The 15592-nt window shown below is 57.9% G+C and carries 12 protein-coding genes and 1 pseudogene; 10 read left to right on the top strand and 3 right to left on the bottom strand.

Annotated elements, in window-relative coordinates:
* Positions 1 to 43 precede the first annotated feature (43 nt).
* Positions 44 to 1384, bottom strand: a complete 1341-nt coding sequence (locus tag Q3H59_RS19770; protein ID WP_192236848.1) for an aspartate aminotransferase family protein — start codon at positions 1382 to 1384, stop codon at positions 44 to 46.
* A 174-nt stretch (positions 1385 to 1558) separates the two neighbouring features.
* Between Q3H59_RS19770 and Q3H59_RS19775 the strand changes: the two genes are divergently transcribed.
* Positions 1559 to 2335, top strand: a complete 777-nt coding sequence (locus tag Q3H59_RS19775; RefSeq protein WP_101763832.1) for a DeoR/GlpR family DNA-binding transcription regulator — start codon at positions 1559 to 1561, stop codon at positions 2333 to 2335.
* On the opposite strand, the gene fdhD is transcribed toward Q3H59_RS19775, so the two are convergent.
* Positions 2332 to 3123 (bottom strand): formate dehydrogenase accessory sulfurtransferase FdhD, encoded by a 792-nt coding sequence (gene fdhD / locus Q3H59_RS19780; RefSeq protein WP_309836496.1) that lies wholly within the window; start codon positions 3121 to 3123, stop codon positions 2332 to 2334. The genes Q3H59_RS19775 and fdhD overlap by 4 nt on opposite strands.
* A 172-nt stretch (positions 3124 to 3295) precedes the next feature.
* On the opposite strand from fdhD, the gene fdnG reads away from it, so the two are divergent.
* The 9 genes and pseudogenes from fdnG to Q3H59_RS19825 all read left to right on the top strand — a co-directional run bounded on the left by fdnG (position 3296) and on the right by Q3H59_RS19825 (position 13454).
* The gene (fdnG, locus tag Q3H59_RS19785) at positions 3296 to 6355 is read left to right on the top strand and encodes a formate dehydrogenase-N subunit alpha (protein WP_309836498.1); all 3060 of its coding nucleotides are present in this window, start codon (positions 3296 to 3298) and stop codon (positions 6353 to 6355) included.
* Between the two features lie 12 nt (positions 6356 to 6367).
* Positions 6368 to 7267: a formate dehydrogenase subunit beta gene (fdxH, locus tag Q3H59_RS19790; RefSeq protein ID WP_309836500.1), complete on the top strand. Its 900-nt coding sequence runs from the start codon at positions 6368 to 6370 to the stop codon at positions 7265 to 7267.
* Positions 7267 to 7909, top strand: a pseudogene (gene fdoI, locus Q3H59_RS19795) (formate dehydrogenase cytochrome b556 subunit). The gene fdxH and the pseudogene fdoI overlap by 1 nt, the downstream one beginning before the upstream one ends.
* Positions 7909 to 8835: a formate dehydrogenase accessory protein FdhE gene (fdhE, locus tag Q3H59_RS19800; RefSeq protein ID WP_277974333.1), complete on the top strand. Its 927-nt coding sequence runs from the start codon at positions 7909 to 7911 to the stop codon at positions 8833 to 8835. The pseudogene fdoI and the gene fdhE overlap by 1 nt, the downstream one beginning before the upstream one ends.
* 117 nt (positions 8836 to 8952) lie before the next feature.
* A complete protein-coding gene (locus Q3H59_RS19805; RefSeq protein ID WP_309836502.1) occupies positions 8953 to 9564 on the top strand; it encodes a glutathione S-transferase in 612 nt (203 codons plus the stop codon).
* Between the two features lie 8 nt (positions 9565 to 9572).
* The gene (selA, locus tag Q3H59_RS19810) at positions 9573 to 10952 is read left to right on the top strand and encodes an L-seryl-tRNA(Sec) selenium transferase (protein ID WP_309836504.1); all 1380 of its coding nucleotides are present in this window, start codon (positions 9573 to 9575) and stop codon (positions 10950 to 10952) included.
* Positions 10949 to 12802, top strand: a complete 1854-nt coding sequence (gene selB / locus Q3H59_RS19815) for a selenocysteine-specific translation elongation factor (RefSeq protein WP_309836505.1) — start codon at positions 10949 to 10951, stop codon at positions 12800 to 12802. The genes selA and selB overlap by 4 nt, the downstream gene beginning before the upstream one ends.
* Positions 12803 to 12913: 111 nt before the next feature.
* Complete coding sequence (locus Q3H59_RS19820; protein WP_061719305.1) at positions 12914 to 13198, top strand: type II toxin-antitoxin system ParD family antitoxin; 285 nt, start codon at positions 12914 to 12916, stop codon at positions 13196 to 13198.
* Positions 13199 to 13208: 10 nt separating this feature from the next.
* The gene (locus Q3H59_RS19825) at positions 13209 to 13454 is read left to right on the top strand and encodes a type II toxin-antitoxin system RelE/ParE family toxin (RefSeq protein WP_233501802.1); all 246 of its coding nucleotides are present in this window, start codon (positions 13209 to 13211) and stop codon (positions 13452 to 13454) included.
* A 68-nt stretch (positions 13455 to 13522) separates the two neighbouring features.
* On the opposite strand, the gene glyS is transcribed toward Q3H59_RS19825, so the two are convergent.
* Positions 13523 to 15586 (bottom strand): glycine--tRNA ligase subunit beta, encoded by a 2064-nt coding sequence (gene glyS, locus Q3H59_RS19830; protein WP_309836753.1) that lies wholly within the window; start codon positions 15584 to 15586, stop codon positions 13523 to 13525.
* Positions 15587 to 15592 lie beyond the last annotated feature (6 nt).

The following is a 15592-nucleotide window of genomic DNA, read 5'->3' on the forward strand; positions in this document are numbered from 1 at the left end:
CGATAAATCGCGCCGCGACAAAATGTGCACAATCAATGATCTGTTAACGCCCCAGCTCACTCAGCGATTTATCCAGCGCGCCCACCAGCCAATCGATATCCGCTTCCTGGAACGCCAACGGCGGACGCAACTTCAGCACGTTGCCGTAAGGTCCCGCCACTGACGTCAACACGCGGTGTTCGCGCAGTTTCTCGATCAAATCCAGCGCCAGCGCTTTATCCGGCGTTTTACTGGCGCGATCCTGCACCAGTTCGAAACCAATAAACAGGCCCGCACCGCGCACGTCGCCGATCGACTCGTGACGATCCATTAGTTTCTGCAGTTCACTCAATAGTTTGGCGCCCACCACGCGGCTGTGCTCCTGCAAGCCCTCTTCTTTAATTACCGTCAGCACCGCTTGCGCGGCGGCCATCGCCACCGGATTACCGCCAAAGGTGTTGAAGTAAGGAATCTCGTCACTGAATGCGGCCAGCACATCGCTTTTCGCCAGCAGTCCCGAAACCGGAATGCCGTTGCCCATTGGCTTGCCGGTGGTGATCACATCGGGCACCACGCCGTGACGCGCAAAGCCCCAGAACGCATCGCCGGTACGACCAAAGCCCGGCTGCACTTCATCGGCAATGAAAATCCCGCCGTTGGCATGCACCACATCGACCGCTTTTTGCAGGAAGCCGCGCGGGTTCGGCAATACGCCATCGGATGAGAAGATCGAGTCAGCGAGGAAGCCGGCAAACTTAATGCCGTGCGCTTTCATATCGTCAATCTGCTGCTGGATTTCATTGGCAAACCACTCGCCGAGATCGGGCGCATTCACGCGATAGGCATCCGGCGGTGAAACCAGACGCGTGGTTGCCGCCAACGGCTGTCCGCTGCCGAGGGCGGGCGACACACCTGACGTGAGATCGCTGGTGCCGTGATACGCCTCCTGCGACACGATAATGCCGGTGCCGCCGCTGAAAGCCCGCGCCACGCGGATCGCCAAATCGTTGGCTTCCGAACCGGTACACATGTACATGGCGCGATCGATGGCATCTGGCGTGGTCGCCAGCAACTCTTCGGTGTAATCGAGAATGCGTTCGTGCAGATAGCGCGTGTGGGTGTTCAGCATCTTCATCTGCTGATTCACCGCCTCAATCACCGCCGGATGGCAGTGACCAATGCTCGCCACGTTGTTGTACACATCAAGATATTTATCACCGGCGGCATCCCACACATACTGCCCTTCGCCGCGCACTAAATGCACTGGCTTGCGGTAAAACAGGCGATACGACTCGCCCAACACTTTGCTGCGCTTGTCGGTTAGCTTGCGGGTTGCCGCATCCAGTCCGTCGGCGTGCTCAGCACGAAAACTGTTGGTATCCATGATGGTAGAACGTGTAGCCATGGTAACTCCCGTTGCGAAGGTGAAAGGGGTGCATGCGAAATCGCCGTTTGCCAATATCATGCCTGCTTTGGCGACAAATGCAACCAAATACACAAATACAACCAAATACACATGACGGCGCAATGACACTCAGGTAAGCTTAGGCCCAGGTTGAACACGCCACAGGGAAAAGTCATGCTGCAGGAAACCCGCTTACACCGCATTCGCGCGCTGCTGACCACGCAACATCAGCTCAGCACCGAACGCATCATCAATGAGCTTGGCATCTCGCGCGAAACCGCGCGGCGCGACATTATTGAGCTGGAAGCGCAGGGATTGGCGCGGCGGGTGCATGGCGGTTTGGTCGCCGTCGATAGCCAGCCAGAGCCGCCGCTGCAGGTGCGCCGTAACGCGCAGGCGAAAGAGAAACGCGCAATTGCGGTTGCTGCCGCGCAACATCTCCAGCCTGGCCAAACGCTGTTCCTTGACGCCGGCACCACCACCACCATGCTGGCCGAACAACTGCGCACCATGTCGGGTTTAACCATCATCACTAACAGCCTGCAGGCCGCGCTGGCGCTGAGCGCAGCGGAAGAGCATGAGACGCTGAATAATCAGGTGATTTTAATTGGCGGCATGATGATGGCAGGCGCACAGCAAACGCGCGGGGAGATGACGATTGGGGAAATTTATCGTTATCGCGCCGATGTGGCGCTGCTTTCGCCGGTCGGCATCGACGCTAAAAACGGTGCCAGCAGTTTTCATCCCCACGAAGCGGCGATTGCCCGCGCCATGGTGCAGCAGGCGAACCGCACCATTTTACTGGCGGATCACAGCAAACTCGGCGTGATGAGCCGCACCGTTTATGCAGCGATTGCGGAAATCGATCTGCTGATCTGCGACAGCGGCGCGGTAAAACCCGGCGCGCTGACGGCGCTGCAACAGGCGCTGCCGCAGGTGCAGGTGGTTTAACGCAGCCGCTGCGGATGGCTGTAAACCGTGGCGCGGCCCGGTTTACTAAAGCCGACTAGCGTGAGATTGCAGCGTTCGGCCACCTCAACGGCGAGCTGTGTCGCAGCTGACACCGCGAACAGAATCTCCACGCCGCACATGGCGGATTTCTGCACCATCTCATAGCTGGCGCGACTGGAAACCAGCACCGCGCCCTGCTGCCACGGCTGCTGGCTGCGATTCCCCAGCAATTTATCCAGCGCCACATGGCGACCGACATCTTCATACCCGCCCTGCAATTCGCCTTGCGGTGACATCCACGCCGCCGCGTGCGTGCAGCCGGTGAGATTGCCGATCGGCTGGTAATCGCGCAGCTGCGCCAGGCCTTTATCCAGATTGGCTAAATCAAAGGTTTGGCTGAACGGCAGCGGCTGTAATGGCTTACCGATTTGATCGAGTTGCTCCATGCCACACACGCCGCAGCCGGTGCGGCCAGCCATGGCGCGGCGCTGCTCTTTCAGCGCCATAAAGCGGCGGCTGGAGAGTTCAATCTGTACTTCAATGCCATTACAGCCCGAAACCACATCGATACCGTAGATTTCATCCGGGCGCGCAATAATGCCTTCCGAGAGCGAGAAACCTATCGCAAAAGCTTCCAAATCATTGGGTGTCGCCATCATCACAACGTGCGAAATGCCGTTATAGACCAGCGCCACCGGTACTTCCTGCGCCAGCCAGTCTGTTTCCGCAAGGCTGATATCACGCCGCTGATGCACCTGCGCCTGCACCGCACCTGAGATCTTATTCACATTAATGTGACTTTCCTGCTCATTCTCTGTCACTTTTTTCGCCTCACATAACAACCTTACTAAAGTAGTGGTAATATTAGGTCGCTATTGCCGCAATATTCGTCGGGTTATTGTGACGCCCGATTCACTGCACTGCAAAAGTAAAAAATCATTCATGTTGAAAGGATAATCCATGAACGTCAGCCGAAGAAAATTCTTCAAGGTCTGTGCTGGCGGTATGGCAGGGACAACGGCAGCACTGCTTGGCTTTGCGCCAGAGGTAGCGCTGGCGGAAACGCGACAGTATAAACTGCTGCGCGCACGCGAAACCCGTAACACCTGCACTTACTGCTCAGTTGGCTGTGGCTTGTTAATGTACAGCCTCGGTGACGGCGCGAAAAACGCCAAAGAGACCATTTTCCACATTGAAGGGGATCCGGATCATCCGGTGAGCCGCGGCGCATTGTGCCCGAAAGGCGCAGGCCTGCTCGACTTCATCCACAGTGAAAGTCGCCTGCAATACCCGGAATACCGCGCGCCAGGCTCCGATAAATGGCAGCGCATTAGCTGGGACGATGCCTTTGATCGCATCGCCAGGCTAATGAAAGCGGACCGCGACGCTAACTTTGTGGCGCAAAACGCTGCGGGCGTGACGGTAAACCGTTGGCTCTCCACCGGCATGCTCTGTGCTTCCGCTTCCAGCAACGAAACCGGCTATTTAACCCAGAAATTTACCCGATCGCTCGGCATGTTAGCGGTCGACAACCAGGCACGCGTTTGACACGGACCAACGGTAGCAAGTCTTGCTCCAACATTTGGTCGCGGTGCGATGACCAATCACTGGGTCGACATCCGTAATGCCAATCTGATCGTTGTGATGGGCGGGAACGCCGCTGAAGCGCATCCTGTGGGATTCCGCTGGGCGATGGAAGCCAAGATTCACAACAAAGCCAAACTGATTGTTATCGATCCGCGCTTCACGCGTACGGCATCGGTAGCCGATTTCTATACGCCGATTCGTTCGGGCACCGACATCACTTTCCTGTCGGGCGTCCTGCTGTGGCTGCTACAAAACGACAAAATCCAGCATGAATATGTGCAGGCCTACACCAATGCCAGCCTGATCGTGCGCGAGGATTATCATTTTGAAGATGGCCTGTTCAGCGGCTACGACGAAGAGAATCGCAAATACGACAAAACCAGCTGGAACTACGAGCTGGACGCCGACGGATTCGCCAAACGCGACACCACGCTAACGCATCCACGCTGCGTATGGAACCTGCTGAAGCAGCACGTTAGCCGTTACACGCCAGAAATTGTTGAACGCATCTGCGGCACGCCAAAAGCGGACTTCTTGCATGTGTGTGAACTGATTGGCGAAACCAGCGCGCGCGATCGCACCACCTCGTTCCTGTATGCGCTCGGCTGGACGCAGCACTCGGTCGGTGCGCAGAACATCCGCACCATGGCGATGATTCAGCTGCTGCTCGGCAACATGGGCATGATTGGCGGCGGCATCAATGCGCTGCGCGGTCACTCGAATATTCAGGGGCTGACCGATCTCGGTTTGCTGTCGCAAAGTTTGCCGGGTTACATGACTTTGCCGTCGGAAAAACACACCGATCTGCAGAGTTATCTTGCTGCCAACACGCCGAAAGCGCTGCTGCCGGGCCAGGTGAACTACTGGAGCAACTACCCGAAATTCTTTGTCAGCCAGATGAAAGCCTTCTTCGGCGACAAAGCTCAGGCGGAAAACAGCTGGGGCTTCGACTGGTTGCCGAAGTGGGATAAAGGCTACGACGTGCTGCAGTACTTCGAGATGATGTCGCAAGGCAAGGTTAACGGCTATCTGTGCCAGGGCTTCAACCCGGTGGCGTCGTTCCCGAACAAGCGCAAAGTGATTGATTCACTGTCGAAGCTGAAGTTCCTCGTCACCATCGACCCGCTCAACACCGAAACTGCCACCTTCTGGGAGAATCACGACGAGTTTAACGATGTTGATCCGTCAAAAATTCAGACCGAAGTGTTCCGTTTGCCATCCACCTGCTTCGCCGAAGAGAACGGTTCGATCGTTAACTCCGGCCGCTGGCTACAGTGGCACTGGAAAGGTCAGGATGCACCGGGCGAAGCGCTGAATGACGGCGAGATTCTTTCCGGCATCTATTCACGCCTGCGCAAAATGTACGCCAGTGAAGGCGGTGCATTGCCTGAGCAAGTGCTGAACATGAGCTGGAACTACCTGACGCCAGAAAATCCGGCGCCGGAAGAAGTGGCGATGGAGAACAACGGCAAAGCGCTGGCGGATGTATACGATGACAAAGGCACGCTGCTGGTAAAAAAAGGCCAACAGCTCAGCACCTTTGCCCATCTGAAAGATGACGGCAGCACCAGCAGCGGATGCTGGATTTTCGCCGGCAGCTGGACGCCGGACGGCAACCAGATGGCGCGCCGCGACAACACCGATCCTACCGGCTTGGGCAACACGCTGAACTGGAGCTGGGCGTGGCCGCTCAACCGCCGCATTCTCTACAACCGCGCCTCGGCTGACCCGCAAGGCAATCCGTGGGATCCGAAACGTCAGATCCTGAAGTGGGATGGCAGCAAATGGGGGGGCATGGATGTGCCGGACTACAGCGCCGCCGCACCCGGCAGCGATGTCGGGCCGTTCATCATGCAGCCGGAAGGCATGGGCCGCCTGTTTGCGCTCGATAAAATGGCCGAAGGTCCGTTCCCGGAACACTACGAGCCGTTTGAAACGCCAATCGGCACCAACCCGCTGCATCCGAACGTGGTATCCAACCCGGCGGCGCGCGTGTTCAAGGACGATTTGGCTTCGATGGGCCAGGCGGAGCAGTTCCCGTATGTCGGCACCACTTATCGCCTCACCGAGCATTTCCATTACTGGACCAAACACGCGCGGCTCAATGCCATCGCGCAGCCGGAACAGTTCGTTGAAATCGGAGAGACACTGGCAGATGAGTTAGGGATTCGACAAGGCGACACGGTTGAAGTCACCTCAAACCGCGGCTACATCAAAGCTAAAGCCGTAGTCACTAAGCGTATTCGACGACTGAATGTTGACGGTAAATCTGTTGATACTATCGGTATTCCGATTCACTGGGGGTATCAGGGCGTGGCAAAAAAAGGCTTCATTGCCAATACATTGACGCCATTTGTCGGTGACGCCAATACGCAAACGCCGGAGTTCAAAGCATTCCTGGTCAACATCGTGAAAGTGTTCGATGAGGTGTAACGGAGAACGAATATGACTTATCAATCTCAAGACATTATCCGCCGCTCCGCCACCAATGGACTCACGCCTGCCCCGCAGGCACGTAACCATCAGCAGGAAGTGGCGAAACTGATCGACGTGACCACCTGCATCGGCTGCAAAGCGTGTCAGGTGGCGTGCTCGGAGTGGAACGATATCCGCGATGAAGTGGGACATAACGTTGGGGTGTACGACAATCCCGCCGATTTGACCGCCAAATCCTGGACGGTGATGCGCTTCTCAGAAGTGGAGGAGAACGGCAAGTTAGAGTGGCTGATCCGCAAGGATGGCTGCATGCACTGCGCCGATCCCGGCTGCCTGAAAGCCTGCCCATCTGAAGGCGCGATTATTCAGTACGCCAACGGCATCGTCGATTTTCAGTCAGAACAGTGCATTGGCTGCGGCTACTGCATTGCGGGCTGTCCGTTCGATGTGCCGCGTCTGAATAAAGAGGACAACCGCGTGTATAAATGCACGCTGTGCGTCGATCGTGTCAATGTCGGTCAGGAACCGGCGTGCGTGAAAACCTGCCCGACCGGCGCGATTCACTTCGGCAGCAAAAGCGATATGCAGGCGCTGGCCGGTGAACGCGTGGCCGAGCTCAACACGCGCGGCTATGCCAACGCCGGCTTGTACGATCCGGAAGGCGTCGGCGGTACGCACGTGATGTACGTGCTGCATCACGCCAACAAACCGCAGCTCTATCACGGTTTGCCGGATAATCCGAGCATCAGCCCGGCGGTAACGTTCTGGAAAGGGATCTGGAAACCGCTGGCGGCGATCGGTTTTGCCGCTACCTTTGCTGCATCCGTGTTCCACTACGTTGGCGTAGGGCCAAACCGCGTGGAAGAGGATGAGGACGAGAATCTGCACGAAAAAGAGGAGCGCGAATAATGAAAAAACGCGATCGTCTGGTGCGCTACAGCGCACCGGAACGCATCAATCACTGGATTGTGGCGTTCTGTTTTGTGCTCGCCGCGCTGAGCGGACTGGGTTTCTTTTTCCCGTCGTTTAACTGGCTGATGCACGTGCTCGGCACGCCGCAGTTGGCGCGTATCCTGCATCCGTTTGTTGGCACGGTGATGTTTGCCGCCTTTATCATCATGTTCTTACGCTATTGGAAACATAATCTGATCAATCGCGAAGACCTGGTTTGGGCGAAAAACATCCACAAAATCGTGCAAAACGAAGAGGTCGGCGATACCGCGCAAATACAACTTCGGGCAGAAGTGTGTGTTCTGGGCTGCTATCATCAGCTTAGTCTTGCTGCTGGTGAGCGGAATTGTTATCTGGCGCCCGTACTTTGCCGGTGCCTTTACTATTCCGCTGATTCGCATCGCGCTAGTTGTGCATTCGGTCTCAGCTGTGGCGCTGATCGTGGTGATTATGGTGCACATTTACGCCGCGTTGTGGGTAAAAGGCACCATTACCGCCATGGTTGAGGGCTGGGTTCCGGCCGCGTGGGCGAAGAAACATCACCCACGCTGGTATCGCGAGCAGCGCCAACGCCAAACACAACAGGAAAAACGTCCCTGATGAGTATTCGCATCATCCCGCAGGACCAGCTGGAGAAAAGCGAAAAGCACACGGCGGAGCACGTTCCGCCGTTACTTTTCCCCCGGCTGAAAAATCTGTATAGCCGCCGTGCGGCACGTTTGCGCGACCTGGCCGCGAAGAATCCGCTGGGTGATTACCTGCGCTTTGCTGCGGTGATCGCCGAGGCGCAGGAGATCGTGCTGTATGACCATCCGCTACAGCTTGATCTGCAGCAGCGGCTGACGCAGAGCGCCGAGCAGGGCAAACCGCCGCTCGATATCCACACCTATCCGCGCGATGCGCACTGGCAGCGTTTGCTGCATTCGCTGATCGCCGAGCTGAAGCCAGAGATGAGCGGCCAGGCGCTGGCAGTGCTGGAGAATCTGGAAAAATCCTCCACTACCGAACTGGAAAATCTGGCGCATGCGCTGCTGGAAGGCGATTTCGCGCAGGTGAGCAGCGACAAATCGCCGTTCATCTGGGCGGCGTTGTCGATTTACTGGGCGCAGATGGCAGCATTAATTCCCGGCAAAGCGCGTGCGGAATACGGTGAGCATCGCCAGTTCTGTCCGGTATGCGCCAGCGTGCCGGTCACCAGCGTGGTGCACATGAGCGTGGGTCAGCAAGGGCTGCGCTATCTGCACTGCAATCTGTGTGAAAGCGAATGGTATGTAGTGCGCAGCAAGTGCTCCAACTGTGAACAAACCGGCGATCTGCATTACTGGTCGCTGGACAGCGAAAAAGCGGCGGTGAAAGCAGAGAGTTGCGGCGATTGCGGTACCTACCTGAAGATGTTGTATCAGGAGAAGGATCCCGCCGTGGAGCCGGTGGCCGATGATTTGGCTTCGCTGGTGCTGGATGCCCGCATGGAGCAAGAAGGATTCGCCCGCAGCAGTCTGAATCCGTTTATGTTCCCCGGCGATTAGCTTTTCCCATGTTTCTGCGGTCCGTAGCGGCGCGATTTATCGCGCATTGTGCCAGGGCGCCGCCAGGGATATGTGCGGTTTGTTATCGCGTATTTTCATTCAACACGGAGGCGCACGATGAAACTGATTGGCAGCTACACCAGCCCTTTTGTCCGCAAAATATCAGTGATATTGCTGGAAAAAGGCCTGGTTTTCGAATTCGTTAATCACTCTCCGTGGATCGATGACAGCGATGTACCGCAGTACAATCCGCTGGGCAAAGTACCGGCGCTGATTGACGACAACCAGCTCACCTGGTTCGACTCTTCAATCATCGCGCAAGTCATTGAACTGCGCGGCGATGCGCCTGCGCTGCTGCCCGATGATGCGCTGCATGCGTTGCACATCCGTCAGCTGGAAAAACTGGCCGACGGCATTAACGATGCGGCGGTGATGATCGTGCGCGAGCAGATGCGTCCCGGCGATCAGCAATCTGAAGAGGTGCTGCTGCGCAACCGTGACAAAATCCAACGCGGCCTCGATGCGCTAGAAACCGTCGCCGCCCAAGGCGAATGGCTCAATAGCGGCACGCTCAATCTGGCCGATATCGCCACCGGCTGCATGATTGGTTACCTCAACTTCCGCCGCGTGCTGCCAAACTGGTGCGTAAATCGCCCGGCGCTGGTGAAGCTGGCCGAAAACCTGTTTGCGCGCGAAAGCTTTGCCCGCACCGTTCCGCCCTCTCTGTAAGTCTCCCGATGAAAACCCTGTACAGTCAATTACCTGCTATCGACAGCCTGCTGCGCGATCCCGCGCTGCAGCCGCTGCTGGCGCATCACGGAACCGCCTTCGCCACGCGCCAGCTGCGCAGCATGCAGCAGGAAGCGCGCGACCACATTCAGCAGCACCAAACCTTGCCAGAGTGGCACCTGAACTGGCCGGATGAAGCGCTGCGCCGCAGCCAGCAACAGCAGCAAAGTGCGCTGCGTCCGGTGTTCAATCTCACCGGCACCGTGCTGCACACCAATCTTGGCCGCGCACAGCTGAGCGATCGCGCTATCGACGCGGTGGTGAATTGCCTGCGTCAGCCGGTCACGCTGGAATACGCGCTGGATGATGCGGCGCGCGGCCACCGCGATCGTGCGGTTAGCGCGCTGCTGTGCGAGTTAACCGGCGCGGAAGCGGCCTGTATCGTTAACAACAATGCCGCCGCCGTGTTATTGATGCTGGCCGCGTTAGCGCCGGGGCGCGAAGTGATTGTCTCGCGCGGCGAGCTGGTGGAAATTGGCGGCGCCTTCCGCATTCCTGACGTGATGCGCCAGGCGGGCTGCAAACTGGTGGAAGTGGGCACCACCAACCGCACACACCTGAAAGATTATCGCGCCGCCATCGCGGAAAACAGCGGCCTGCTGATGAAGGTGCACACCAGCAATTATCAGATTCAGGGCTTTACCCATGCGGTAACGGAAGCGGAACTGGTTGAGCTGGGTGACGCTTATCAATTGCCGGTAATCACCGACCTTGGCAGCGGATCGCTGATCGATATGACCGAATTTGGTCTGCCGGCTGAACCGATGCCGCAGCAGCTGATCGCCGCAGGCGTCAGTCTGGTAAGTTTCTCCGGCGACAAACTGCTCGGCGGTCCGCAGGCGGGGATTATCGTCGGCAAGCAGACGCTGATTGATCAGCTCCAGTCGCATCCGCTGAAACGCGCGCTGCGCGTCGACAAAATGACGCTCGCGGCGCTGGAAGCCACGCTAAAGCTCTATCGTCAGCCGGAAACGCTGCGTGAAGCCCTGCCGACGCTGCGGCTGCTCACTCGTCCAGCGCAGGATATTCAGCAACAAGCTGAACGATTGCTGCCCGCGTTACAACAGATTTATCGAGATGACTTTTCGCTGGCGATTGCGCCCTGTTCATCCCAAATCGGCAGCGGATCGCTACCGGTTGAACGCCTTCCCAGTTTCGCCCTCACCTTCACGCCACGCGATGGGCGCGGTAGCCAGCTCGTCAATTTGTCACAGCGCTGGCGCAGCTTAGCGCGCCCGGTGATTGGCCGCGTTCAGGAAGGCAAACTGTGGCTGGATCTGCGCTGCCTTGATGATGAAAGCGCGCTGATTCGGGCCTTAGCGTCATGATTATTGCCACCGCTGGACACGTCGATCACGGCAAAACCGCGCTGCTACAGGCATTAACCGGCGTGGATGCCGATCGCCTGCCGGAAGAGAAACGGCGCGGCATGACCATCGATCTCGGCTACGCGTACTGGCCGCAGCCGGATGGTCGCGTGCTCGGCTTTATTGATGTGCCAGGCCACGAGAAATTTCTCGCCAATATGCTGGCGGGCATTGGCGGCATTCATCATGCGCTGCTGGTGGTGGCCTGCGACGATGGCGTGATGCCGCAAACCCGCGAACATTTGCAATTGCTGAGCCTGGCCGGACAGCCGCCGCTCAGCGTCGCGCTAACCAAAGCCGATCGCGTGGATGAAGCGCGCATCGCGGAAGTCCAGCGGCAGGTGGCGCAGCTCACGCAGCAACTCGGCTGGCCGGCGGTGCCGCAATTTGTCACCAGCAGCCACACCCAGCAAGGCATCGACGCGCTGCGCCAGCATCTCAGCACGCTGGCGGAACCGGCCTTCGACTCTCGTTACCGTTTCCGTCTCGCTATCGATCGCGCCTTCACGCTGAAAGGCAGCGGATTGGTGGTCACCGGCACCGCGCTGTCGGGCGAAGTGAACGTCGGCGATACTCTTTGGCTTAGCAGCCTGAATCTGCCGCTGCGCGTGCGCGCGCTGCATGCGCAGAACCAATCGGTGACGCGCGCGCAAGCCGGTGAACGTATCGCATTGAATATCGTCGGCGATGTGGAAAAAGCGCAGATCGCGCGCGGCGACTGGCTGCTGTCACAGGCCAGAGCGGAAGGCACCACGCGCTTAACCGTGGCGCTGCGCTTGCTGCAGCCGCTGAAGAGCGCGTCGCAGCCGATTCATCTCCACCACGCCGCCAGCCACGTCACTGGACGCATTACGCTGCTGGCGGATGATGTCGCGGAACTGGTGCTGAACCAACCGCTGTGGCTGGCCGAGAACGATCGGCTGATTATCCGCGACAGCAACGCACAGCACACGCTGGGCGGCGCGCGCGTGCTGCTGCTCAACAGTAAAAAGCGCGGCAAACGTCAGGCGGAGTATCTTGCCTGGCTGCAGCAGCTGGCCGCCGCACAAGATGATGACGCCAGCCTGCAGGCGCATCTGGCCTATCAACCGACAGAACGGCGTGACCTGGCGTGGGCGCGCCAGCTTACCGAGCCCGCGCTGGATGCACTGATCGAGCATGCAGCACCGGTGCAGCTTGATAACGCGCTGATGAGTGCCGCGCAGGCAGCACAATGGCGGCAAAAGCTGCTGGAATCACTGGCGCATTTTCATCAGCAGCATCCCGAGATGCCGGGCATCGGCCACGATCGTTTGCGTCGTGTGGCAATGCCGCATCAGCCTGCGGAATGGGTGTTAGCGCTGATTGATCAGCTGCTGGCGCAAGGTCAGCTACAACAGCGACAAGGCTGGCTGCATCTGCCCGACTTCGAACCGCGCTTTAATCCGCAGGAAGAAGCTCTTTGGCAGCAGGTCGGCCCGCTGTTTGGCGATCAGCCGCTGTGGGTGCGCGATATCGCGCTGGCGCTGCAGCAGGATGAACAGGCGATTCGCTCGCTGCTGCTCACTGCTGCGCGGCTCGGACATATCACCGCGATCGTACGCGATCGCTACTATCGCAGCGACCAGATCCAGATCTTCGCCGATCTGATTCGCCAACGTGCCGCGCAAGAGGGCAGCACCAGCGCCGCCGACTTCCGCAACCAGCTTGGCACCGGGCGCAAAGTGGCGATACAGATTCTGGAATTCTTCGACCGCAGCGGCTTCACCCGCCGCCGTGGTAACGATCATCTGTTGCGCGACGACCGCCTGTTTCCCGTCTCATCTGCCTAAAATCTCTCGCGTTGCCTCGCAGTTCAGCCTGTAACTGCGCTGTAACGCGCATTCCCTGTTGCGCAAAAAAGTGCCAGAATGTAAGAAATACTCTTACACGGGATGACGATGATGGCACGTACCATGACGATCGATTTAGGCGATGAACTGCGCGAGTTTGTTGAATCTCTGGTTGAATCCGGCGACTACCGTACGCAAAGCGAAGTGGTGCGAGACTCGCTGCGCTTGCTGCGTGAGAAGCAGGCGGAATCAAAGCTGGAAAAGCTCAGAGAGTTGGTCAGAGAGGGCTTTGAAAGCGGCCCGGGAAAAGAGTGGGATCATGAAGATTTTCTAAGACGAGCAAAAGCCAGGGTAGGCATTTATGAAAAGGACCATCACGATAAAACCGGAAGCTGATGCAGATCTAATGAAGATCTGGATTTATGGCTACTGGAATTATGGAGAGCAGTTAGCTGATGACTATAGCGCCAGATTCGCTCAGCTCTTCGACAAACTCGCCATGTTTGATTTAGGTCGTAAACGACCGGATTTAGGTCAGCAGATCTATTCGCTGCCTTTCGAACAGCATATTGTGATCTACCGCGCTGAAGTGGATGAAATTTTCATCGGGCGTATCTTGCACCACTCGCAGGACGTTAGCGCCGAGTTTTGAAAACAAAAAAGGGACGATCTCTCGTCCCCTTTATTTTGTAGCATCGCCATTCATGGCGACCACGCCAATTACTGCAGCAGTGAAATATCCGCCACCTGCAGGAACAGCTGGCGCAGCTGTGCCAGCAGCGTCAGACGGTTAATACGCACCGCCTGATCGTCAGCGTTCACCATCACTTTATCGAAGAAGTTATCTACCGCTTCGCGCAGCTGCGCCAGTTCAACCAGCGCATCCTGATAGCGACCTTCTGCAAAGTACGGCTGCAGCTTGTCGCCCAGCGCGGTCACGAAGGTCGCCAGTTGGATCTCTTCGTTCTCTTTCAGCAGGGAAGCCTGCACGCTGTCGTTCAGGGTTTCGGTCGATTTCGCCAGGATGTTCGACACACGTTTGTTGGCAGCAGCCAGCGTGGCGGCCGCTTCCAGCGTACGGAAGTGCGAAACCGCCTTCATGCGCGCATCGAAATCAGCCGGACGGGTTGGACGACGCGCCAGCACCGCCTGAATGGTGTCAACGCTGTGGCCCTCTTCCTGATACCAGGTACGGAAACGGCCCAGCATAAAGTCGATCACTTCATCGACCACTTTGGCGTTGCTCAGCTTGCTGCCGTACAAACGCACCGCTTCTTCGGTCAGCGTTTGCAGATCGAGCGGCAGGTTTTTCTCCACGATGATACGCAGCACGCCCAGCGCAGCACGGCGCAGTGCGAACGGATCTTTGTCGCCTTTCGGATGCTGACCGATACCGAAGATACCCGCGAGGGTGTCCATTTTGTCGGCAATCGCCACGGCGCAGGCCACAGGATTTGACGGCAGATCGTCACCGGCAAAGCGCGGCTGATACTGCTCATTCAGCGCAACCGCCACATCTTCCGCTTCGCCATCGTGGCGCGCGTAGTGCATGCCCATCACGCCCTGGGTGTCGGTGAACTCGAAGACCATGTTGGTCATCAGGTCACATTTCGACAGCAAGCCCGCGCGGGTAGCGTGGTTCACATCAGCGCCAATCTGCGCGGCAATCCAGCCAGCCAGCGCCTGAATGCGATCGGTTTTATCACGCAGCGTACCCAGCTCTTTCTGGAACAGTACGGTTTCCAGACGCGGCAGATTATCTTCCAGACGCTTTTTGCGGTCGGTGTTGAAGAAGAACTCGGCATCCGCCAGACGCGGGCGCACCACCTTCTCGTTACCGGCGATGATCTGCTGTGGATCTTTGGATTCGATGTTGGTGACGAAGATGAAATTCGGCAGCAGCTTGCCCGCCGCGTCGTACACCGGGAAGTACTTCTGGTCACCTTTCATGGTGTAAACCAGCGCTTCAGCTGGCACCGCGAGGAACTTCTCTTCGAATTTCGCCGTCAGCACCACCGGCCACTCCACCAGCGAGGTCACTTCTTCCAGCAGGCTTTCGCTCAGATCGGCGATGCCGCCAATTTTCTGCGCTGCCGCTTCCGCATCCGCTTTGATTTTGGCTTTACGCGCGGCGTAATCCGCCACCACTTTACCGCGATCCAGCAGCAGCTGCGGATATTGATCGGCGTTGTCGATGGTGAATTCTGGCTCGCCCATAAAGCGATGACCGCGAATCACGCGATCGGATTTAATACCGAGAATCTTCGCGGGAATCAGCTCGTCACCCAGCAGCAGCGTAACGGTGTGCACCGGACGCACAAACTGCACGTCGCTCGCGCCCCAGCGCATCAGCTTAGGAATTGGCAGCTTGCTCAGCGCGGTAGCCACCATAGCGGGCAGCAGCGCCTGCGCGCTTTCGCCGGTGATTGCAGCGCGATGCACCAGCCATTCACCTTTATCCGTGCTCAGACGTTCGGCCTGCGCCACGGTGATGCCGTTACCACGCGCCCAACCTTCGGCCGCTTTGGTGGCGTTGCCATCGGCATCAAACGCGGCGGCGATTGCTGGGCCACGTTTTTCAACTTCGCGATCCGGCTGCGCGGCAGCCAGCTGGGCCACTTTCAGCGCCAGACGGCGCGGAGCAGCAAACCAGCTGACTTCGCCGTGCGCCAGACCGGCGCTATCAAGTTCAGCGGTGAAATGCGCAGCAAAGGCTTCTGCCAGGCTGCGCAGCGCTTTCGGAGGCAACTCTTCGGTGCCAATTTCCACCAGGAAAGTTTTTATCGGTCA

It is taken from the genome of Pantoea sp. SORGH_AS_0659 (assembly GCF_031453915.1).
In the GTDB taxonomy this organism is placed as follows: Bacteria; Pseudomonadota; Gammaproteobacteria; order Enterobacterales; family Enterobacteriaceae; genus Pantoea; species Pantoea leporis.

What these genes read in the sequence shown, in the direction of transcription:
- Q3H59_RS19770 (WP_192236848.1), bottom strand. Translation starts at nt 1,384, where the DNA reads ATGGCTACACGTTCTACCATCATGGATACCAACAGTTTTCGTGCTGAG.
- Q3H59_RS19775 (WP_101763832.1), top strand. Translation starts at nt 1,559, where the DNA reads ATGCTGCAGGAAACCCGCTTACACCGCATTCGCGCGCTGCTGACCACG.
- fdxH (WP_309836500.1), top strand. Translation starts at nt 6,368, where the DNA reads ATGACTTATCAATCTCAAGACATTATCCGCCGCTCCGCCACCAATGGA.
- fdhE (WP_277974333.1), top strand. Translation starts at nt 7,909, where the DNA reads ATGAGTATTCGCATCATCCCGCAGGACCAGCTGGAGAAAAGCGAAAAG.
- Q3H59_RS19805 (WP_309836502.1), top strand. Translation starts at nt 8,953, where the DNA reads ATGAAACTGATTGGCAGCTACACCAGCCCTTTTGTCCGCAAAATATCA.
- selA (WP_309836504.1), top strand. Translation starts at nt 9,573, where the DNA reads ATGAAAACCCTGTACAGTCAATTACCTGCTATCGACAGCCTGCTGCGC.
- selB (WP_309836505.1), top strand. Translation starts at nt 10,949, where the DNA reads ATGATTATTGCCACCGCTGGACACGTCGATCACGGCAAAACCGCGCTG.
- Q3H59_RS19820 (WP_061719305.1), top strand. Translation starts at nt 12,914, where the DNA reads ATGGCACGTACCATGACGATCGATTTAGGCGATGAACTGCGCGAGTTT.
- Q3H59_RS19825 (WP_233501802.1), top strand. Translation starts at nt 13,209, where the DNA reads ATGAAGATCTGGATTTATGGCTACTGGAATTATGGAGAGCAGTTAGCT.